This is a genomic window from Nocardia camponoti (assembly GCF_014646135.1).
GTDB lineage: Bacteria > Actinomycetota > Actinomycetes > Mycobacteriales > Mycobacteriaceae > Nocardia > Nocardia camponoti.
The window spans coordinates 50,460-69,409 of record NZ_BMMW01000003.1; the positions used below are offsets into that span (position 1 = coordinate 50,460).

The 18,950-nt window shown below is 64.8% G+C and carries 22 protein-coding genes; 8 read left to right on the forward strand and 14 right to left on the reverse strand.

The features are described from left to right. Positions 1-115: 115 nt before the first annotated feature. Positions 116-616, forward strand: coding sequence for an Lrp/AsnC family transcriptional regulator (locus IEX78_RS15095; protein ID WP_188829661.1), 501 nt, complete (start codon positions 116-118; stop codon positions 614-616). Positions 617-631: 15 nt separating this feature from the next. Here IEX78_RS15095 and IEX78_RS15100 read toward each other — a convergent pair whose 3' ends face one another. Beyond that, the gene (locus IEX78_RS15100) at positions 632-1,024 is read right to left on the reverse strand and encodes an acyl-CoA thioesterase (protein ID WP_188830210.1); all 393 of its coding nucleotides are present in this window, start codon (positions 1,022-1,024) and stop codon (positions 632-634) included. Between the two features lie 87 nt (positions 1,025-1,111). Here IEX78_RS15100 and IEX78_RS15105 point away from each other — a divergent pair, with 87 nt between their 5' ends. After that, positions 1,112-2,503, forward strand: coding sequence for an MFS transporter (locus IEX78_RS15105; RefSeq protein WP_229684015.1), 1,392 nt, complete (start codon positions 1,112-1,114; stop codon positions 2,501-2,503). Here the strand turns inward: IEX78_RS15105 and IEX78_RS15110 are convergent. The 4 genes from IEX78_RS15110 to IEX78_RS15125 form a co-directional block, all read right to left on the reverse strand. Next, positions 2,500-3,651, reverse strand: a complete 1,152-nt coding sequence (locus IEX78_RS15110; protein ID WP_188829663.1) for a DUF5925 domain-containing protein — start codon at positions 3,649-3,651, stop codon at positions 2,500-2,502. The genes IEX78_RS15105 and IEX78_RS15110 overlap by 4 nt on opposite strands. Positions 3,652-3,748: 97 nt before the next feature. Then, positions 3,749-5,167: an NAD(P)(+) transhydrogenase (Re/Si-specific) subunit beta gene (locus IEX78_RS15115; protein WP_188830211.1), complete on the reverse strand. Its 1,419-nt coding sequence runs from the start codon at positions 5,165-5,167 to the stop codon at positions 3,749-3,751. A gap of 17 nt (positions 5,168-5,184) precedes the next feature. Next, entirely contained in the window at positions 5,185-5,487 is a 303-nt protein-coding gene (locus IEX78_RS15120; protein ID WP_043648409.1) for an NAD(P) transhydrogenase subunit alpha part 2, read from the reverse strand. Continuing rightward, complete coding sequence (locus tag IEX78_RS15125; protein ID WP_188829664.1) at positions 5,487-6,605, reverse strand: Re/Si-specific NAD(P)(+) transhydrogenase subunit alpha; 1,119 nt, start codon at positions 6,603-6,605, stop codon at positions 5,487-5,489. Before IEX78_RS15125 ends, IEX78_RS15120 begins: the two co-directional genes overlap by 1 nt. A 408-nt stretch (positions 6,606-7,013) precedes the next feature. On the opposite strand from IEX78_RS15125, the gene IEX78_RS15130 reads away from it, so the two are divergent. From IEX78_RS15130 to IEX78_RS15140, 3 genes are read left to right on the forward strand one after another with little or no spacing between them, the layout of a single operon-like run. Further along, positions 7,014-7,460 carry an HIT family protein gene (locus IEX78_RS15130; RefSeq protein ID WP_188830212.1) on the forward strand — a complete coding sequence of 149 codons (447 nt, stop codon included), beginning with the start codon at positions 7,014-7,016 and terminating at the stop codon, positions 7,458-7,460. After that, positions 7,457-8,293 (forward strand): maleylpyruvate isomerase family mycothiol-dependent enzyme, encoded by an 837-nt coding sequence (locus IEX78_RS15135; RefSeq protein WP_188829665.1) that lies wholly within the window; start codon positions 7,457-7,459, stop codon positions 8,291-8,293. The genes IEX78_RS15130 and IEX78_RS15135 overlap by 4 nt, the downstream gene beginning before the upstream one ends. Further along, a complete protein-coding gene (locus IEX78_RS15140) occupies positions 8,293-8,934 on the forward strand; it encodes a Type 1 glutamine amidotransferase-like domain-containing protein (protein WP_188829666.1) in 642 nt (213 codons plus the stop codon). Before IEX78_RS15135 ends, IEX78_RS15140 begins: the two co-directional genes overlap by 1 nt. Before the next feature lie 46 nt (positions 8,935-8,980). Here IEX78_RS15140 and IEX78_RS15145 read toward each other — a convergent pair whose 3' ends face one another. Both IEX78_RS15145 and IEX78_RS15150 read right to left on the reverse strand, forming a co-directional pair. Continuing rightward, a complete protein-coding gene (locus tag IEX78_RS15145) occupies positions 8,981-9,493 on the reverse strand; it encodes a GtrA family protein (protein ID WP_188829667.1) in 513 nt (170 codons plus the stop codon). Positions 9,494-9,551: 58 nt separating this feature from the next. Next, positions 9,552-9,863: a hypothetical protein gene (locus tag IEX78_RS15150; protein ID WP_188829668.1), complete on the reverse strand. Its 312-nt coding sequence runs from the start codon at positions 9,861-9,863 to the stop codon at positions 9,552-9,554. A 264-nt stretch (positions 9,864-10,127) separates the two neighbouring features. On the opposite strand from IEX78_RS15150, the gene IEX78_RS15155 reads away from it, so the two are divergent. Further along, positions 10,128-11,489: an FAD-binding oxidoreductase gene (locus IEX78_RS15155; RefSeq protein ID WP_188829669.1), complete on the forward strand. Its 1,362-nt coding sequence runs from the start codon at positions 10,128-10,130 to the stop codon at positions 11,487-11,489. A 39-nt stretch (positions 11,490-11,528) separates the two neighbouring features. Next, positions 11,529-11,813 (forward strand): GNAT family N-acetyltransferase, encoded by a 285-nt coding sequence (locus tag IEX78_RS15160; RefSeq protein WP_188829670.1) that lies wholly within the window; start codon positions 11,529-11,531, stop codon positions 11,811-11,813. A gap of 58 nt (positions 11,814-11,871) precedes the next feature. Here IEX78_RS15160 and IEX78_RS15165 read toward each other — a convergent pair whose 3' ends face one another. The 4 genes from IEX78_RS15165 to IEX78_RS15180 form a co-directional block, all read right to left on the reverse strand. Next, a complete protein-coding gene (locus IEX78_RS15165) occupies positions 11,872-13,029 on the reverse strand; it encodes an acyl-CoA dehydrogenase (RefSeq protein ID WP_188829671.1) in 1,158 nt (385 codons plus the stop codon). Between the two features lie 166 nt (positions 13,030-13,195). Then, on the reverse strand, positions 13,196-13,855 hold the full coding sequence (locus IEX78_RS15170) for a TetR family transcriptional regulator (RefSeq protein WP_188829672.1): 660 nt from the start codon (positions 13,853-13,855) through the stop codon (positions 13,196-13,198). Between the two features lie 134 nt (positions 13,856-13,989). Further along, positions 13,990-14,502 carry a 5-(carboxyamino)imidazole ribonucleotide mutase gene (gene purE, locus IEX78_RS15175; RefSeq protein WP_229684017.1) on the reverse strand — a complete coding sequence of 171 codons (513 nt, stop codon included), beginning with the start codon at positions 14,500-14,502 and terminating at the stop codon, positions 13,990-13,992. Between the two features lie 84 nt (positions 14,503-14,586). After that, positions 14,587-15,810: a 5-(carboxyamino)imidazole ribonucleotide synthase gene (locus IEX78_RS15180; protein ID WP_229684018.1), complete on the reverse strand. Its 1,224-nt coding sequence runs from the start codon at positions 15,808-15,810 to the stop codon at positions 14,587-14,589. Between the two features lie 45 nt (positions 15,811-15,855). Between IEX78_RS15180 and IEX78_RS15185 the strand changes: the two genes are divergently transcribed. Next, the gene (locus IEX78_RS15185) at positions 15,856-16,401 is read left to right on the forward strand and encodes a GtrA family protein (RefSeq protein WP_373291612.1); all 546 of its coding nucleotides are present in this window, start codon (positions 15,856-15,858) and stop codon (positions 16,399-16,401) included. On the opposite strand, the gene IEX78_RS15190 is transcribed toward IEX78_RS15185, so the two are convergent. From IEX78_RS15190 to IEX78_RS15200, 3 genes are read right to left on the reverse strand one after another with little or no spacing between them, the layout of a single operon-like run. Then, entirely contained in the window at positions 16,398-17,708 is a 1,311-nt protein-coding gene (locus tag IEX78_RS15190; protein WP_188830215.1) for a sensor histidine kinase, read from the reverse strand. The two genes, IEX78_RS15185 and IEX78_RS15190, sit on opposite strands and share 4 nt — an antisense overlap. A gap of 7 nt (positions 17,709-17,715) precedes the next feature. Continuing rightward, positions 17,716-18,393: a response regulator transcription factor gene (locus tag IEX78_RS15195; RefSeq protein WP_188829674.1), complete on the reverse strand. Its 678-nt coding sequence runs from the start codon at positions 18,391-18,393 to the stop codon at positions 17,716-17,718. A gap of 4 nt (positions 18,394-18,397) precedes the next feature. Continuing rightward, complete coding sequence (locus IEX78_RS15200; protein WP_188829675.1) at positions 18,398-18,928, reverse strand: PH domain-containing protein; 531 nt, start codon at positions 18,926-18,928, stop codon at positions 18,398-18,400. Positions 18,929-18,950 lie beyond the last annotated feature (22 nt).

An 18,950-nucleotide genomic window follows, 5' to 3' on the forward strand; every position in this document is an offset into this window, starting at 1 on the left:
CATGTGCGACCTATGTCACATAGCATCCTCTTTTACGCGTAGTGCGCAAGTGGCTCACTCAAAAATAAGCAGAATGCTCAAACTCAAGGTGCGCAACACTGTCATACTGCGTCGTATGCCAAGTCAATACGACCCGTATCCCGAGATCCGCGCGCTCGACGCGACCGATGCTCGACTGCTGCGCGAACTAATCGCAACCCCGCGCGCGACCGGTGTCGAACTAGCCGCCCGACTCGGCCTCTCCCGCAACACCGTGCAGGCACGCCTGACCCGGTGGGAAACCGACGGCGCGCTCGGCAGCATCGAGCGACGCGTCGAACCGCGCGCGCTCGGCTACCCGCTTTCGGCCTTCGTCGCCGTTGTCGTTGACCAGCACCGACTCGATGCTGTGGTCGAGGAAATGGCCGAGATTCCCGAGGTCACCGAGGTGTGCGGCATGACCGGACCAACCGACCTCACCGTGCGTATCGTCGCTCGCAACGCCGACGATCTCTACCGTCTCGCTGGCGCGATCCTCAAGATCCCCGGCGTGGAACGCACGAATATGGCGTTGGTGATGCGCGAAGTCGTCGGCCCGCGCACCGCGCCCCTGCTCGACCGACTTGCTGGCGACTAGGCGAACGCGGTGGGTTTAGTCGGTGACCAACTCGGCTGCGGCTTCGCGAATCACGGTGGGAATCGCGACCGGCTTGCGGGTCTGCCCATCGACGTACACGTGCACGAACGACCCGGTAGCGGCCAGTTCAAGACCAGCTCCGCTCTCGCGGAAGATCGCCAGGTCGTAGGTGATGCTTGAGTTGCCGAGTCGCTCGATGCGCAGGCCAACCTGGAGTTGATCGGGGAAGCTCACCGAGCCGTGGAACTGGCAGGACGTGGTCGCGACGACCCCCAACGCGGGCAGCGCGGTGATGTCGACGCCGGTCGCGCGCATGAGCCAGGCGTTCACCGCGGTATCGAAGTACGAGTAATAGGTGACGTTGTTGACGTGCCCGTACTGGTCGTTGTCGGCCCACCGCGTTGGCATGGGCCACAGGACGGGATAGCGCGACGATGGATGCTGACTCACAGGGCCGACGATAGTGCAGGGGGCTCGTCTCAGTACCGTCGAAGCGTGAGCGCGAAGATCGAATCCCGGTTCCGAGCGGCGCGCGTTGGCGTCTTCGCGGCGTTCACCCTTACCGGGCTCGTGCTCGCGATGTGGGTTGTCCATATTCCGGCGATCACCGATCGCGCGCGGATCTCGTCGTCGGAACTCGGCATGCTGATCCTGTTGCTTTCCGCGGCGGCGATCGTGGGGATGCGGGGTGCGGGACCGGCCGCTGACCGCTTCGGTAGCCGTCGCGTTGTCGCGGTGGCGGCGACGTGGGTTTCCTTGAGCGCCATCGGAATTGGCTTCGCGGACAGCCCCCTCACACTCGCCATCGCACTCGCGGTGTTCGGCGTGGGCAATGGGGCGCTTGACGTGTCGATGAATACCCAGGCGATTTATGTCGAGCGCGCGTACGGTCGCCCGATCATGGCGGCGTTTCACGCCATGTTCTCGGCTGGCGGCTTCGCTGGGGCGCTGGTTGGCGCTGCGACGTTGCGGGCGGGATGGTCGCCGGAACTGACCCTGTCCTGCACGGCGGCATTGGGCGTCGCGGCGACGATCTTCCTGGTCCCGCGCCTACTACGCACCGAACCGGACCGCGCCAACCCGACCCGAGAACCGACGCTCAAGCCCAGCCCCACCGAAGTCAATTCCGCGACAGGACGGCCTGTCCCTGACACCGCCGCGCCAAGGGATTCGTCCGAGCCCGCAGCTCCCGACCCATGCGCGACAACCACGCCCAACGTCATCGACACGAAGCGCCCGACCGACGACCCAACCCGCCACGCACCTCAACCCCACCGCCGCCAAGTCATCTCCCTCGGCATCATCGCCTTCATCCTGCTGCTCGCCGAAGGCGTCGCGGGCGATTGGAGTGCGCTCCAAGTCCGCGAACATCTCAACGCATCCGACGCCGACGCCGCCCTCGCCTTCGGCGCGTTCAGCGCGACGATGACCATCGGTCGTTTCCTCGCCGACCGCGTCGCGGCCCGTATCGGCCCGGTCGCGATGGTTCGCTACGGCAGCCTGTTGTGCGCGGCGGGGTTCGCGGTGGTGATCTGCTCGCCGTGGATTCCCCTGACGCTCCTCGGCTGGGCGATGTGCGGACTGGGCCTTGCGGGCGGTGTGCCGCAGATCTTTTCGGCGGCAGGCAACCTTGGCGGGCGCACGTCGTCGACGGATATGTCGCGCGTTTTCACGATCGGCTACCTTGGCCTGCTCGCTGGACCGGCCATCATTGGCTGGCTGACGGCAATAATCCCGCTAACCGCAGCCTTATTAGTCCCCCTAGTCCTTTCCCTGGCGTGCGCAGCCGCCGCAGGCACCGTCGGGGAACAAGATCATCAGGCTCTCAGGGAGAAATCCACTCGACGTTTAGTGACACCAGAGCCTGATGATCGATCGTCCAACTAGAGGTACATGCCCACTTCTACCGGGAAATCCCGGGTAGACGCGATATGCGACTCCCCGTCCCGGTGCGCGACCAGCTCCGCCAACGTCGCACCATCGGTCCCTAACGCGGGATTAGCCGGGCCGTCATGAGCAGCCAACCAGGCCCGCGATTCGTCAAGTGACAGCCGACCGACCTCCAACTGCGCCAAACAACGGCCCGGTCGCACCACTGCCGGATGCAATCGCGACAAGTCTTCGTTCGTCGTAATCGCAACCAAAACCTTGCGGCCCTGCCCAAGCATGCCGTCGGTCAGGTTCAGCAAACGCGAAAGTTGTTGCCCTGCCGCCTCTTTCGCTTCGCCGCGAATCAGCTCATCACAGTCTTCCAAAACCAGCAACCGCCATCGACCATCGGCACTCTCGCCGTCGGGCCCCGCGGCAACTTCCATCAGGTAGCCGGGGCTCGCGAAAAGCACCTCGGGATCGAGCACGCAATCCACCTGACACCACGCCGCCCACGACCGCGCCAACGCACGCAGCGCGGTGGTTTTACCGGTCCCTGGCTCGCCGTGCAGCAACACCAGACGACCACGCACCGAAGCTGGGTCGAGGTTCATCAGCCGATCAAGTTGGTCACCGACCGCGACCGCGTAGTTGCCGCGAATGTCTGCCCAGGCGGGCGCTTCAATCTGCCGGCGACGGCGCGCTGGCCTGCGGGAATCCGAATGCCAGAAGCCCATCTCGACGGTCGACGCGCTACTCGCCTCAAGCGCGGCACCGGCAACACTCTCCGCGAGCACCGCAACCGCCAGTTCGTCGGATACCGCAGTGACCTCGACGGTTGCCGATCCTCCACCCCATCGCGTTGCCCGCAGCAGCCACCCATCGCCTGCCGCGAGCAGCGCGCTGCTGTCGTCGTCGGCAACCGAGCGCACCAAACGCGAGTTGGCGGGTCGCAAAAGCGCTTCGGGTCGCGCGCGGTCGAGGTGCGCCTGGCGCGCGAAAGGCTGTTCACCGCGCAGGAAGGGGGCGAGGGCGAGCGAGTCGATGGCGTCGCGAGTGGAATACGTTGAATCAATCAGCGCCATCCACGGAAACTGATCTACCTCGGCAGATGGTGATGGATCTACGAGCCGGAGCGCTTCATTTCGGTGGGACACCGCACCCATCCTCGCGGTGTTGATGGCCCATTGTCCAACCGTTAAACGCCAGCGGCCCGGTAGTCGGAGTACCGACTACCGGGCCGCACATGCGAAACCGCTTGGGCTACAACGCCTTCAGTTCCTCGGTGACCGCACCAACGGACTTCTTGGCATCGCCAAAGAGCATCGAGGTGTGGTCGGCGTAGAACAGCGGGTTGTCGATACCGGCGAAGCCCGAGTTCATCGAACGCTTGAGCACGATGACGCTCTTGGCCTGGTCGACGTTGAGGACCGGCATGCCGTAGATCGGGCTCGACGCGTCTTCACGGGCCGACGGGTTGGTGACGTCGTTCGCGCCGATGATCAGGGCAACATCGGTACGGCCGAATTCGCCGTTGATGTCGTCCATTTCCTTCATCGCGTCATAGGACACTTCAGCCTCGGCAAGCAGCACGTTCATGTGGCCCGGCATACGACCGGCGACCGGGTGAATCGCGTACTTAACCTCGACACCGCGCGCCTCAAGCAGCGCGGCCATTTCCTTGACCGCATGCTGCGCCTGAGCGACAGCCATGCCGTAACCCGGGACGACGATGACCTGGTTGGCGTATGCCATCTGGATCGCCGCGTCGGCCGCCGAAGTGGCCTTCGCCTGCTTGGCTTCGCCACTGCCGCTGCTCGCGACAGCACCGCCGCCACCGAAACCGCCCGCGACGATCGCCGGGATCGAGCGGTTCATTGCCTTGGCCATGAGGTTGGTGAGGATGGTGCCCGACGCGCCGACGATCATGCCGGCGACGATCATCGCGGTGTTGTTGAGCGCGAGGCCAGCCGCCGCGGCCGAAAGGCCGGTGAGCGCGTTGAGCAGCGAGATCACGACGGGCATGTCCGCGCCGCCGATCGGCAGCACGACCATCAGGCCGAGCACACCGGCGAGCACGAGCAGGCCGATCATCCACAGCTGCGAAACGCCACCGTCGTTGGCACCGAGCCCGATGACCACCGCGCACGCGACCGCGCCAACGAGCAGCAACAGGTTGAGCGGCTGCTGCAAGCGACCGATCCCAATCGGCTTGCCCGACAGAATTTCCTGCAACTTCGCGAACGCGATGATCGAGCCCCAGAAGGAGATCGAGCCGATCACGGCGGCGAAGAGCGAGCCGATGATGATGTGGATGTTGGGGGTTTCATGCAGCTGCGAGAAGCCCGAGCTGTCGATGAATTCCGCCCACGCGATCAGCGCGACCGTGCCGCCACCGACGCCGTTGAACGCCGCGACAAGCTGCGGCATCTCGGTCATCTTGGTGCGGACGGCAGGCGGAACACCAAGCGCGACACCAACAACGAGGCCCGCGCCAATGATGATCCAGTTCAGCAGGGCGGCGTGGCGGACCGAAATCAGCGTCGCGACCACGGCGATGGCCATACCAACGGCCGCGATCTGGTTGCCGCGCACCGCGGTCTTGGGGCCGGTGAGCCCCATCAGGCCGTAGATGAACATGGAGAAGGCCAGGATGTAAAGGCCGTTGACCAGGTAGGTCATGTTGTCGACTGCGTGCATCACTCGGCCGCCTTCTTCTTACCCTTGAACATGCCGAGCATGCGGTCGGTGACAACGAAGCCGCCGATCACGTTCAGCGTGCCGAAAACGACGGCGACAAACAGGATGATCTGGACCAGAATCGACGGGTCCTTCACGTTGCCGAGCGTCACGAGCGCGCCGAGCACGACGATGCCGTGAATGGCGTTGGTGCCCGACATCAGCGGCGTGTGCAGCGTGTTCGGGACCTTGGAAATCACCGCGAAGCCGACGAAGCCCGAAAGCACGAGGATCGCGATATTGGCGAGAAGTTCGGTGTACATCAGGCTTCCTTCTCACGGGTGACGCAGGAATCGGCGAGCACCTGGTCGTCGAAATCAGGGGCGACCTTGCCGTCGACCAGCATCAGCTCAAGCAGCGCCGCGATGTTCTTCGAGTACAGCTCGGAAGCGTGCTCGGGCATCGTGGCTGGCAGGTTGAGCGGCGACGCGATGGTGACCTCGTGCTTGACGACAACTTCGCCGGGCTCGGTGAGTTCGCAGTTGCCGCCGGTCTCGCCAGCGAGGTCGACGATGACGCTGCCGGGCTTCATGCCCTCAACAGCGGCGGCCGTGACCAGCCGCGGCGCGGGACGGCCGGGGACGAGCGCGGTCGTGATGACAACGTCGAAGCCCTTGATGGCGTCTTCGAGCGCCTTCTGCTGCTGGGCCTTCTCGTCGTCGGTGAGTTCGCGGGCGTAGCCGCCTTCACCGGCGGCGTCGATGCCGAGGTCGAGCCACTGTGCGCCGACCGAGCGGACCTGGTCAGCCACCTCGGGACGAACGTCGTAACCGGTGGTCCGGCCGCCGAGACGCTTGGCCGTTGCCAGCGCCTGCAGGCCGGCGACACCGACGCCGAGCACGAGCACGGTCGCGGGCTTCACGGTGCCAGCGGCGGTGGTGAGCATCGGGAAGAAGCGAGTCGACTCCGACGCGGCGAGCAGCACGGCCTTATAACCGGCGACATTCGCCTGCGACGACAGCGCGTCCATCACCTGCGCACGCGAAATACGCGGGATCGCCTCAACGGCGAACGCCTGCACACCCGCGGTTTTGAGTGCGCCGATCTGGTTTTCGGCGTTGCGCGGGGCTAGGAAGCCGATCAGCGTCTGACCTGAGGTCAGCTTGGCAACTTCGGCATCGCTTGGCGGGGCGACCTTGACGACCACGTCGGCCGACCACGGATCACCGATGGTCGCGCCTGCGGCTTCGTATGCCGCGTCGGGAATGAGCGCGCCGAGTCCAGCGCCGGCTTCCACGATCACCTCGACACCCTGCTTGGACAGGGTGGGGATGATCTTGGGCACCAAGGCGACTCGCCGCTCACCCGTGCCGGACTCGCGAACGACTCCGACACGCGCGCCGCGTGGCGAACCCTCGCCCACGTTTTGCGTTGTCTCCACTAGTCAGACTTCCTTTTCGTGCTGGCTTCGAGCCTGGGAACAACGGGTCAGCCGACGTTACCCGTGAGTAAGTTCAGTTGAAATCTTCGCAACTGTACTCGGCTCGCGGTGAGCCTAGCGGAGATGCCCGTCACAACGGCCAACTGGACTGAGCCCGACAAATCGAACACCTTGCTCCCGCCAAGCCGTTCCAGCGGCCACTTTGCCCGGTAGACGTCGGTCGACGCCTTCGCCCAGGTTCGTCGCCGCAGGTCGGAGCGCACAAGAGCGCACAGTTAGGTCGGCTACTTACCTTGAGGTTGGCATCCAGGCCAGCCGCGGTCGCGAGGACGCGGACGTGACGCGCATCATGCCCGGTGCGGGGCGTGGGGTGTTGCCCGCCCCGGTCACGCCGTAGGGTCGATGACTGTGAGCGACTGCGTCTTCTGTGCGATCCTCGACGGCACCGCGCCCGCGACCCTGGTCTACGAAGACGAAACTGTCGCAGCGTTTCTCGATATTCGTCCCATCACCCGAGGTCACACCCTCGTCATCCCGCGCGACCACGCGACGACACTCGACGACCTCGATCCGGCACTCGGCGGGCACGTCTTCGCCGCCGGTCATCGCATCGCGCGAGCACTCCGACGCAGTGGGCTCGCGAGCGACGGCGCCAACCTGCTCATCAACGACGGCGAAGCCGCGTTTCAGACCGTCGGACACGTGCATCTGCACGTCATCCCGCGCAAACATGGCGACAAACTCACCTTCGCCAAAGGCTTTCTCCTCCGCAGGCCACACGAACCCACATCGACCGCGAACGCGATCCGCGCTGGTTTGACCGCGCTGGACGCTGAAGAAGGAGCCGCTCAATGACCGAGCTTGACCGCGAACAGCTCACCGATTTGCTCGCGCAGCAGTGGGAAATCATGGGCGCGCTGGTGAAGGATTTGGACGAGGCCGCGTGGCGTCGACCGTCGCCGTTGCCTGGCTGGACGCTGTTCGACGTGGTCGCGCACGTGATTGGCACCGAGTCGTGGTTGCTTGGCGAAACGCCGCCGCAGCACGACCCGCTTCGGCCGAAAACCGACGTCCGCACGTTGCCGCATGTGCGCAACGAAGTCGCTGTACTTAACGAGATCTGGGTCGACAGGTTGCGTCCGCTTTCCGGCAAGCGGCTGCTTGGGCTTTTCGATGAGGTCACCGAGCGACGTCGCGCCGCGCTTGTCGCACTTGATGACGAAGCGTGGGCCGCGCCGACGGTCTCGCCGGTTGGGCAGGTGCCGTATAGCCGGTTCATGCGGGTGCGGTTGTTCGACTGCTGGATGCACGAACTCGACATCGCCGACGGGATCGGGCGCGTTGTCAACGAGGGCGGTCCGCGCGCTGAGCTGGCGTTTGAGGAACTAACGATGAGCATTGGGCGCGCGGTGGTGAAGGGCGCGAAGGCCGCTGACGGGTCGCGCATCACGTTCGACCTCACCGGGCCGGTGACGCGTCAGCTCAATGTTGCCGTCGACGGCGGGCGTGGGTCGGTTGTCGAAACGCATTCCGGCGAACCGACTGTTGTCGTGACACTCGACTCTGGGCTTTTCGCTCGGTTGCGTGGCGGGCGAACCACTGTCGCTGACCACCCCGGTGAAATCACTTTCTCCGGCGATCAAGCCTTGGGCGACAAGCTGATTCGCCATTTGGCGTTTACCATCTGATGCGGCTTTTTCTCGCGTCGTACCAGTTTGGTGCATTCGCTGACCGGCTAGCGTCGCTAGTCGCCGGACCAGGTGCTGTCGCGGTGATTCCCAACGCGATGGACGGGTGGCCGGATTGGCGGACCGCCGCTGTCGCTACCGATACGAGACTGCTTGACCAGCACGGATATTCGCCATCGGTCGTCGACTTGCGTGACTTCGTCGACGACGCGGCAGGTCTCGAAGCGCGACTGCGCGAGTTTCCATTGGTGTGGGTCCGCGGCGGGAACACCTTTGTCTTGCGCGCCCAATTCGCCCGCAGCGGAGCGGATTCCGTCCTCCCACGGTTGTTGCGCGAAGACGCGCTCGCGTATGCGGGGTACAGCGCTGGCGCGTGCGTGTTGAGTCCAGACCTGCACGGGATCGAACTCGCTGACGACCCGAACGAGGTTTTTCCGGCGACGAGGCGCGAACCTCAGTGGGACGGACTGGGTTTGATTGACCGTCCGATGGTTGTGCACCTTGACTCCCCCACCGACCCCGACGGTGCGTGCGGTCGCATGCGTGATCGGCTGGTCGCCGAAGGCGTCGAGCACTACGCGTTGACCGATGCTGACGTGCTGGTTGTCGACGGTGAACGCACGGAGTTGTTGCGGGGATAGATCCCGTCAACGGGTCGGCAGCGGCCCGCGCAACGTTGCTACTCGACTAACGACTCGCTGATTGGCGCTCGTCGCGCGGTGCATCTTCTCGACTTCCGTTGCGCCGGAACACAATCCACCGCATCGCGCAGTACATGTACACCGCTTCGCACCCACCGGCGAGCACCCTTGCGACGTGGTACTCCAAACCGAGCGCGGCAAGTCCCGACCCGACGCCGAGGATGAACGCGAGATAGTTGATGACAACGACAACCGCGTACACAACGGCCTGCTTGCCGATCGGTGCGTGCGAATGGAAGTTCAGCGTGCGGTTCAGCAGGAAACTCAACCCGAACGCGAGCACGTAGCCAACGGTGATCGACAACCACAATGCCACCCCGAACACGCTGCGCATGACCGTGAGCACGACAAGGTCGACGGCGAACGTGAAGCTGTTGATCAGCGCGAAGCCAAGCAACGTGGGCGCGATGAAGCGCCGAAGCGCGCGCGGCAGCAGCCCGACCAGCGTTTCGCAGACGCGAGTGAACCGATCGGCGGCACCACCGCTTCGCTGTTGCACGCCGCCAGCCTGCCAGGGCGAGGTGACGCCGGAGTGAGCAACCGGCAAACGGGTGCTGTTAGCGCGCCGCGGCGATCGGGCGCACGTCAAGCGCGGCCCACGCGCTCATACACCGACGTTGCGTGAGTTCGTCCGCTTCCGCGAGTAATGCGTCGCGCAACACGCGCGGGTCAGCGGCCCAGCTCGCGGTGATCTCGGCGAGCGCGGGGAACCCGAACATGCCCGACGCCTCGATCGCGTCGACCCAAACGTCGTGGTCGCCGGAGTAGACCGCGCGCATCGCGGCGGCGTCGAGGCCCGATTCGGCGACCTCAGCCCCCAAAAGTGCAACGACCAACTCGGTACGACTACCCGAATCCTGCTGATACATGGTGCCCTCCCTGCGAAATTCGTCGGTGACGCGACAGTCACGTTGTCGATGCGCCGGGCGGCCAACCCGTTGTCTTCATTGTGCGGGCTTTGACGGCGTATACACCAGCCAGCCGTGCCGGATCACAGTCATGCAAAAATTCGCTTATTCTCTTTCCAGTTTCGCCCCGCGAAGTAACCCCGGCGTGTCGCGGCGGAAAAAGTGGCATTTCTACCGGCGGCCAATTCGTCTCGCGATCACGCGCCAAGCCGATACCGTTGATGCGTGGAGCCTCTCGCCGCACTTGAAGCCGCACTTCCGCCCGGGACCGTCCTCACCGACCCCGACCTCATTAGTTCCTATCGCCAAGACTGGGCGCGCGACCCCGACGCTGGCACGCCGCTCGCTGTGGTTCGGCCGAGCACTACTGACGAAGTCGCGACGACGGTGAAATGGGCTGCGGCACACCATGTTCCGATCGTGCCGCGCGGAGCTGGCTCTGGACTGTCCGGCGGCGCGACGGCCGTCGACGGCGGGATCGTGCTCAGCACCGAGCGCATGCGCGAGATTCGCGTCGACCCGATTACGCGCACTGCCGTCGTACAGCCGGGACTGCTCAACGCCGAGGTGAAGCGGGCCGTCGCCGAGCATGGGTTGTGGTATCCGCCGGACCCGTCTTCGTTTGAAATGTGTTCGATCGGTGGGAACGCGGCGACCAACGCGGGCGGGCTCTGCTGTGTGAAGTACGGCGTGACCTCGGATTACGTGCTTGGGATGGAGGTCGTGCTCGCCGACGGCCGCGTCGTGCGACTCGGTGGCCCGCGCCTCAAAGACTCAGCGGGACTGTCGCTGACGAAGCTGTTTGTCGGTAGCGAAGGCACGCTTGGGGTGATCACCGAACTCACGCTGCGCCTCGTCCCCGCGCAATTGCCGCAGGCCACCGTCGTCGCCAGCTTCGACTCGCTCACCGCGGCAACCGACGCCATCACCGCGATCAGCTCGACCATGCGGCCAGCGATGCTTGAGTTCATGGACGGTGTTGCGATCAACGCCGTCGAAGACGAGATGCGCATGGGTCTCGATCGGACCGCGGTCGCGCTCTTGGTCGCTCGCAGCGACGCGCCTGGCGAGTTCGCCGAACGAGAAGCCGTTTTGATGCGCGAGTTATGCGAAAAGCACGGTGCGACAGAGGCTTTCCATACCGCTGATCCCGAAGACGGCGAAGCATTCACCGCCGCACGCAGATTCGCGATTCCCGCCGTTGAGCGTCGGGGTTCGTTGCTGCTCGAAGATGTCGGTGTCCCGGTCCCGAAGCTAGGCGAACTCATCAGCGGCATCGCCTCGATCGGCGAACGCAACGGCGTGATCGTTTCGGTGATCGCGCACGCTGGCGATGGCAACACCCACCCGCTGATCGTGCACGACCCAACCGACCCCGACAACACCGCGCGCGCCCACCGTGCGTTCGGCGAGATCATGGACCTCGCCATCGCCCTCGGCGGCACGATCACCGGCGAGCACGGGGTTGGTCGATTGAAGAAGGCGTGGTTGCCTGACCAGGTTGGCGACGACGTCATCGACCTAACCCGCCGCATCAAGAACGCACTCGACCCCGACGGCATCTTGAACCCCGGCGCGATGCTGTAGCGGGAACATTCGGCGCCGAGGTGGGGTTAGCATCCGAATATGACCACCAGGCTTGAGCACAACGTCGCCGACACTCGCTACGAGATCTACCACGACGACGTTCTCGCGGGATACGCCGATTACGCCGAATCCGAAGACCCGAAGGTCCGCGACTTTCACCACACCATGACGTTCCCGGAATTCCGCGGTCGCGGGGTAGCGGCGGAAGTGGTCGAATACGCCCTCAACGACTCACGCGAACACGGTTACAAGATCGTTCCGACGTGCTGGTACGTGGAGAAATACGTAGCCGACCACCCGGAATACGCCGACCTCGTCACGTAAGTGCGAAAGCCCCGCTCAAGTGAGCGGGGCTTCGCTAATTAGCTGGTTGCGAAAGCGATCAGCGCAGGATGTTGCGGGCCATCACCAAACGCTGGATCTGGTTGGTGCCCTCGTAGATCTGGGTGATCTTCGCGTCGCGCATCATGCGCTCGACCGGGAAGTCCGTGGTGTAGCCTGCGCCGCCGAAGAGCTGGACGGCGTCGGTGGTGACCTGCATCGCGACGTCGGACGCGAAGCACTTCGCGGCCGCGGAGATGAAGCCAAGGTTCTTCTCGCCACGCTCGGCGCGAGCGGCCGAGGTGTAGACCATGAGGCGCGCGGCCTCGATCTTCATCGCCATGTCAGCCAGCATGAACTCGGTGTTCTGGAAGCTGGCGATGGTCTTGCCGAACTGCTTGCGATCCTTGGTGTAGGCGATCGCCGCGTCGAGTGCACCCTGGGCGATACCGACAGCCTGGGCGCCGATGGTCGGGCGGGTGTGGTCGAGGGTCTGCAGCGCGGTCTTGAAACCGGTGCCGGGCTCGCCGATGATGCGGTCGCCGGGGACGCGGCAGTTCTCGAAGTACAGCTCGGCGGTGGGCGAACCCTTGATGCCAAGCTTGTGCTCAAGCGGGCCAACGACGAAGCCCTCGTCGTCCTTGTGCACCATGAACGCGGAGATGCCGTTGGCACCCTTCTCCGGGTCGGTCACGGCCATCACGGTGTACCACTCCGACTTGCCACCGTTGGTGATCCAGCACTTGGAGCCATTGATGATCCAGTCGTCGCCGTCGGCCTTCGCGCGGGTGCGCATCGCGGCGGCGTCGGAACCAGCTTCACGCTCGGACAGACAGTACGAGGCCATCTTGCCTTCGACGAGGTCGCCGAGGACCTTCTGCTTCAGTTCTTCGGAACCGTTGAGGATCAGGCCCATCGTGCCGAGCTTGTTGACGGCGGGGATCAGCGACGACGAACCGCAAACGCGGGCGACTTCCTCGATCACGATGCAGGTAGCGACCGAGTCGGCACCCTGGCCGCCGTACGCCTCGGGCACGTGGACGGCGTTGAAGCCTGCCGCGTTGAGGGCGGTCAGCGCCTCTTCAGGGAAGCGCGCCTGGCCGTCGACCTCTTTGGCGTAGGGGGCGATTTCCTTCTCGGCGAGGCCGCGGATGGCCGAGCGCAGCTCGTCGTGGAAATCCTCAAGCTGGAACAGGTTGAAATCCGGGTTTCCCGCCATCGGGGCACACTCCTGGTCGTGGTGGTTTCGCTGCGGTCCACAGCGTGTCATTCGTCGGCACTGAGTGCCAATCCACTCGGATTATACGCGCGGCATTCTGCGATCACATGGGCATATGTCGGTGGCACCGAGTGTCATGCAATCGACGTTTTCAACAGGCCGCGCGTTAGAGGTTACCGAGTTGGGCAGTGAGCGCGTCAGCGAGTTGACGCGGCGGCATGTCGCGCGGAAACACCGCGACGACCAGTTCGTCGCGCGAGGCGTTTCGCGTGCCGCCGCGCGGGATCGCGGCCAGTTCCGCACGCAAGTCGGCGACGCCAGCCGCCGACTCCCCTCGAACCATCCGTCGCAGCAAATAGTTGTGCGTCGCGGTGACAGCGGCGGTGAACTGGACGCGCGCGACGTCGCGTTCGTCGGGCAGCCGTTCCCGCAGAAATTCGGTGAAGAGCCGTTCGTAGCGGAACACCGTGACGATCTCCCGCTCGCGCAGCGCAGGCACTTCGCGGACGACCTGATAGCGCCGAACCGCGATGTCGCGCCACTCGGTGAACCGCGCGAAAACCCCGACGACAGCGTCGATAACGGCATCCCACGCGTCCCCGTTGTTGTCGGCGAGAAACCGTTGCGCGGTAGCGAGTTGGAACTCGTGATCGGCGAAAATCACGTCTTCCTTGGACCTGAATTGCCGAAAGAAAGTCCTGCGCGAAATCCCGGCGGCAGCGGCGATGTCGTCGACGGTAGTCGCCTCATACCCGCGCTCGGCGAAGAGCCGAAGCGCATGCTCAACAACCGCCAACCGAAACCGCGCCGCATCATCTTCAGCCACGCGCTCACCGTAGTCACCGCCGTCCGCCAGCGGTTAAGCACCCGATTCGCGGTCATTCACGCAGCGGGCGCGTCGCGACAGGATGACTATGGGCGAGTCGCGAATATGCTTGGCGCCCTCGGGTTTTCGTTACTTCACTCCCCAAGAAGCCTGTCGCGCAACGCCTTATCCTTCTCCAGCACCATTTCCTCAAGGCCCGTCTGGAACGCCGCCATCCGGTCACGCAGCGCCGGGTCGCAGACGCCGAGGATGCGGACGGCGAGCAAACCCGCGTTGCGCGCGCCGCCGATCGACACCGTCGCTACCGGAACGCCCGCGGGCATCTGGACGATCGACAGCAGCGAATCCATTCCGTCCAAATGCTTCAGCGGGACCGGGACGCCGATCACCGGGAGCGGGGTCGCCGACGCGACCATGCCGGGCAGGTGTGCCGCGCCGCCCGCGCCCGCGATGATCACCTTCACGCCGCGTCCAGCCGCGTCGCGTGCGTAGTCGAGCATGCGCTGCGGGGTGCGGTGGGCGGAGACAACGCCTACCTCGAAGGGCACGCCGAACTCGGCGAGCGCCTCAGCGGCGGCTTCCATCGTCGGCCAATCCGAATCGCTGCCCATGATCAAACCGACCTGGGGACCGCTGGTGGTAGTCACGACGACACTCCTGAACTTCGACGGGGCGGGTTGTGCAAGATCATCGCATCACCCCGCCGCTCCCCCGCACACGCGGAGGCCAACCTACTCCCCGTGCGAATCCCAACCGTCGGTCCACACGCCCGTCGACATCCACGTCGCCGCCCGCTCCGCCTTCTCCCGCACGAACTCAACGTCGTTGCCGAGAATGTTGATGTGCCCGATCTTGCGGTTAGGGCGCTCACCCTTGCCGTACAGGTGCACCTTCGCATCAGGCATCCGCGCGAAAAGGTGGTGCAACCGCTCATCCATCGACATCTCCGGCGCTTCAGCGGCACCGAGAATGTTGCTCATCACCGTGACGGGCGCGAGCGGGGTCGTATCTCCGAGCGGGTAGTCGAGCACCGCGCGAATGTGCTGCTCGAACTGCCCGGTCCGCGAACCGTCCATCCCCCAGTGCCCGGAGTTGTGCGGTCGCATCGCCAGCTCGTTCACCAGCACTTCGCCATCATGCGTTTCGAACAGTTCAACAGCCATCACCCCGACAACACCAAGCCCGGCGGCCAGCTCAAGCGCCATCGTCTCCGCACGCGCGGCAAGCTCTTCCGACAGGTCAGGCGCGGGCGCGATGACCACAGCGCACTGACCGTCGCGCTGCACGGTCTCGACGACAGGCCACGTCGCCGCCTGCCCAAACGGCGAACGCGCGACCATCGCGGAAAGCTCACGCTTCAACGGCACCTTCGCCTCAGCGAGCAACCGCACCCCGTGCGCGAGCTGGTCAGCGACCAACTCCGTGGCCTCGTCGGCAGACGCTGGCATCCACACGCCGCGCCCGTCGTAACCGCCACGCACGGCTTTCAACACGAAAGGCCACCCATGCTCGTCGCCGAACTTCACCGCGTCGGCGACCGAATCAACCGCGGTAAACGCGGGAACAGGCAACCCAAGCGACGACAACTTCTCCCGCATCGCCAACTTGTCCTGGGCGAAGATCAACGCCTGCGGCGGCGGCGCGACATTGACACCCTCGGCGACAAGCACCTCAAGATGCTCGGTCGGCACGTGCTCGTGGTCGAAGGTGAGCGCGTGCGAACCGCGCGCTGCTTCACGCAGCGCGTCGATGTCGTCGTGGCTGCCGTAGACAACGTTGGGGCTGACTTGCGCGGCCGGTTCACCGGGCGCGGCGGCAAGCACCCGCAGCGTGCTTCCCAGGGCGATCGCCGCCTGGTGCGTCATGCGCGCGAGTTGGCCACCGCCGATCATCGTGACGGTCGGCATGGCGGACTGATCGAACGAACGTGCACTCACGCCGACCAATGTTGTCATGTCCAAAGCGAATCTTTGCTACCGGTACACTCAGAACTTGTGTCAATCGTCGACGACGTGGTCAGCGTCCTACCCCCGCGCCTGCGCGCCGCCGCGCTTGGCAATGTCGAACTGATCAAGTTCGCGATTGTTGGCGCTACCACTTTCGTCATCGACAGCGGCCTGTTTTACCTGCTCAAGTGGACAATTCTCACCGAGAAGCCGGTTACGGCGAAGATCATTTCCGGCGTTGTCGCGGTGATCGCGTCCTATGTGCTGAACCGGGAGTGGTCGTTCAAGAATCGCGGCGGTCGCGAACGCGCGCACGAGGCATTCCTGTTTTTCGCCGTCAGCGCGATCGGTGTCGTCCTCAGCAACATCCCGCTGTGGATTTCCAGCTACGTGCTTGACCTGCGTCAGCCGAACGTCAGCTTCCTCGTCGAAAACGTCGCCGACTTCGTCAGCGCGTTCATCATCGGCAACCTGTTGCAAATGGCTTTCCGCTTCTGGGCGATGAAGCGCTGGGTCTTCCCCGACGAGATGTCGGAGCTGGAAAACGAGTTCGAAGACCTCGTCGCCGAAGTGACGATCGACAAGAAAAAGCCCGCTTAACGCGGTTCCGACAGCGCCGACCCAGCCCGGTTCCCGGTGGCTTTCGAACCGAGGAACACGGCGAAAAGCGCCGGTCGACGTCGCTGCAATTCCATTCGACCACCGTCGGCCTCAACGAGTGCACGCGCGAGCGCCAACCCAACGCCGGTCGACCCGCCCGCCGAAAACCCTCGGTCGAAAATGTGCGGCGCGAGCTCATCACGCACGCCTTCGCCTTCGTCGGCGACCTCAACGCACACGACCGGGTCGCGCGAACTCATCGTCGGGACCGTCCGCACCGACACCGTGCATGTTCCACCGCCGTGCATCAACGCGTTGTCGACCAGCACCGCGACCGCTTCCCGCAACCGAGAACCCGTTATCGGGGCGCGCAGCGTCTCGTCGCCGATGAGTCGCAACTCGCGCCCGTCCTCGCGGAACGGGGGCTTCCACTCGGCGACAACGCCGCGCAGCTCGGCCATCACCGGGACCGGGTCGCGGTCGGCGGCGTCTTCGTCGCGGGACGCGCGGACGAGGTCGTCGATCGCTTCGGTGAGCCGGTCGACCTGGGCCATCGCCTCCTCGGCCTCGTGCACGACTTCGGGGTCGCGGTGCGTTGACAGCTCGTCGAGGCGAAGGCGAACGGCAGTAAGCCGACTGCGCAGCTGATGGGAAACGTCGGCGACGAGCGCGTGCTCGCGCTGCAATCGACCAGCGATTTCGACGGTCGCCGAATCGAGCACGTCGGAGACGCGGTCGAGTTCGGCGATGCCGTGCCGACGCGGGTCGGGGCGGAAGTCGCCCATCGCGAGGCGCGCTGCCCGCGCGGCGACGTCACGCAACGGGTCAGCGACGCGACGCGCCGTGACAACCGCGACCGAGAACGCCGCCCCAAGCGATGCGAGCACCGCCAACGCGACAGCGGCGACGGCCTGTTCCTGCCTCGCGTGCATCCCGGCGGCAGGTACTTCGAGCCGCAACGACCCGGATGTCCCCATCGACAGCGACTCGACAAGCGGATTGTCGACCGAATCCACGCCGATGTCGGCGCGCGCCGCATTGTCGGTTGGCGTCGGATACACGATCGTGAGCCGACCACCTTGTGGGACGAGCGCCGAAATCGCGCGCGTTTCCAGCGGCGGATGCACGAACCCGTCAACGCGCTCTTGGGAAACGATCTCGGTCGCCATGCGGTCGAGCCGGTCCTGCAAATCGTTGCGGGTGATGTCTTCGACCCACAACCACGCGGTGTAAATGAGCGGCACCCCCAACACGATCGTGGTGATCGTGAGCACGGTCAGGATCGAACGCAGAATCCGTCGCCGCACGTGGTGGCTAACTCGCGTTGAGCCGGAAGCCGACGCCACGCACGGTGACAATGCGGCGCTCGGCCATCGGGCCTTCGTCGCCGATCTTTCGGCGCAACCAGGACATGTGCATGTCGAGGGTTTTCGACCCGCGTAGGTCGGCGTCGCCCCACACTTCGCGCAGGATCACTTCGCGCGGAACAACCTGACCCGCGCGGTCGATGAGCACCTTGAGTAGCTCGTATTCCTTATTCGCGAGGTTCACTTCCACCCCGTTGACGAGCACGCGACGCGCCGCCGGTTCCAGCCGAATGCTGCCGACCTCGACGGCGTCGTCGCCAATCCCGCTGCGTCGCAATAGCGCGCGCACGCGGGCGAGCAGCTCGGCGAGCCGGAACGGTTTGCCGACGTAGTCGTCGGCACCGGCGTCGAGTCCGACGACGAAGTCGACTTCGTCGGTGCGCGCGGTGAGCATGAGGACGGCTAGGTCGGCGCCGGACGCGCGCACCTGGCGACACACTTCAAGCCCGTCCATTCCGGGCAGGCCGAGGTCGAGAATCAGCAGGTCATGCGCCCCTTCGAGGGCGCGTTCGAGCACGGCGGGTCCGAACCGTTCGACGGTGACGGTATAGCCCTCGCGGCCAAGGGCGCGCGACAGCGGCGCGGCGATCGCCTCGTCGTCTTCGGCGAGCAGTACGGCGGTCATGTGGTCAACGGTAGCCGCCCCACGCTTGGTCGCCGCGTTGATTGGTTGCCTCGAACACCTCGTGATAGAGCAGCGCGTGCACTTGCTGGACGCCGGGGATGTCGTCGTATTCGAGTGGTTCGTCCGACGACGACCCGATGATCAGGGTGCCGGTGCCCAGGAGTCGGTCGAAAATCCCGTGCCGAAACTGCACGCTGGAGATGCGACTGAGCGGGATGTCGATGCCGGTGTGGGTCAAAACGCCTTGGCGCACCAACACGCGACGCTCGGTGACGATGAAATGCGTTGACTTCCAAGCGATTACGCGACCAACGCAGCGCCACAGAATGAGCCCGAACCAAATCAGCCCAAGCAAGATCAACAAAACGACCCGAACCTGGCCGCTGGTATTACGCCAGATCAAGCCTCCGAGAAAGCCGGCAACCGCCGTTCCGGCGATCAGGGTAAGCACTGGCCAGAACAACATCTTCCAATGCGGGTGCCGATGCAGAATTAGCAGCTCATCGGGCGCGAGGACGTCCTCTGGGTAACCCATGGAGCAACGATAGCGCCTCAAG

Excerpts from the sequence above, each read along its gene's own strand:
- IEX78_RS15140 (WP_188829666.1), top strand. The coding sequence starts at position 8,293 with ATGCGGCTTTTTCTCGCGTCGTACCAGTTTGGTGCATTCGCTGACCGG.
- IEX78_RS15165 (WP_188829671.1), bottom strand. The coding sequence starts at position 13,029 with ATGGCGGGAAACCCGGATTTCAACCTGTTCCAGCTTGAGGATTTCCAC.
- IEX78_RS15100 (WP_188830210.1), bottom strand. The coding sequence starts at position 1,024 with ATGCCAACGCGGTGGGCCGACAACGACCAGTACGGGCACGTCAACAAC.
- IEX78_RS15200 (WP_188829675.1), bottom strand. The coding sequence starts at position 18,928 with ATGGGTTACCCAGAGGACGTCCTCGCGCCCGATGAGCTGCTAATTCTG.
- IEX78_RS15180 (WP_229684018.1), bottom strand. The coding sequence starts at position 15,810 with ATGACAACATTGGTCGGCGTGAGTGCACGTTCGTTCGATCAGTCCGCC.
- IEX78_RS15120 (WP_043648409.1), bottom strand. The coding sequence starts at position 5,487 with ATGTACACCGAACTTCTCGCCAATATCGCGATCCTCGTGCTTTCGGGC.
- IEX78_RS15135 (WP_188829665.1), top strand. The coding sequence starts at position 7,457 with ATGACCGAGCTTGACCGCGAACAGCTCACCGATTTGCTCGCGCAGCAG.
- IEX78_RS15195 (WP_188829674.1), bottom strand. The coding sequence starts at position 18,393 with ATGACCGCCGTACTGCTCGCCGAAGACGACGAGGCGATCGCCGCGCCG.
- IEX78_RS15110 (WP_188829663.1), bottom strand. The coding sequence starts at position 3,651 with ATGGGTGCGGTGTCCCACCGAAATGAAGCGCTCCGGCTCGTAGATCCA.
- IEX78_RS15095 (WP_188829661.1), top strand. The coding sequence starts at position 116 with ATGCCAAGTCAATACGACCCGTATCCCGAGATCCGCGCGCTCGACGCG.
- IEX78_RS15115 (WP_188830211.1), bottom strand. The coding sequence starts at position 5,167 with ATGACCTACCTGGTCAACGGCCTTTACATCCTGGCCTTCTCCATGTTC.
- IEX78_RS15150 (WP_188829668.1), bottom strand. The coding sequence starts at position 9,863 with ATGTATCAGCAGGATTCGGGTAGTCGTACCGAGTTGGTCGTTGCACTT.
- IEX78_RS15160 (WP_188829670.1), top strand. The coding sequence starts at position 11,529 with ATGACCACCAGGCTTGAGCACAACGTCGCCGACACTCGCTACGAGATC.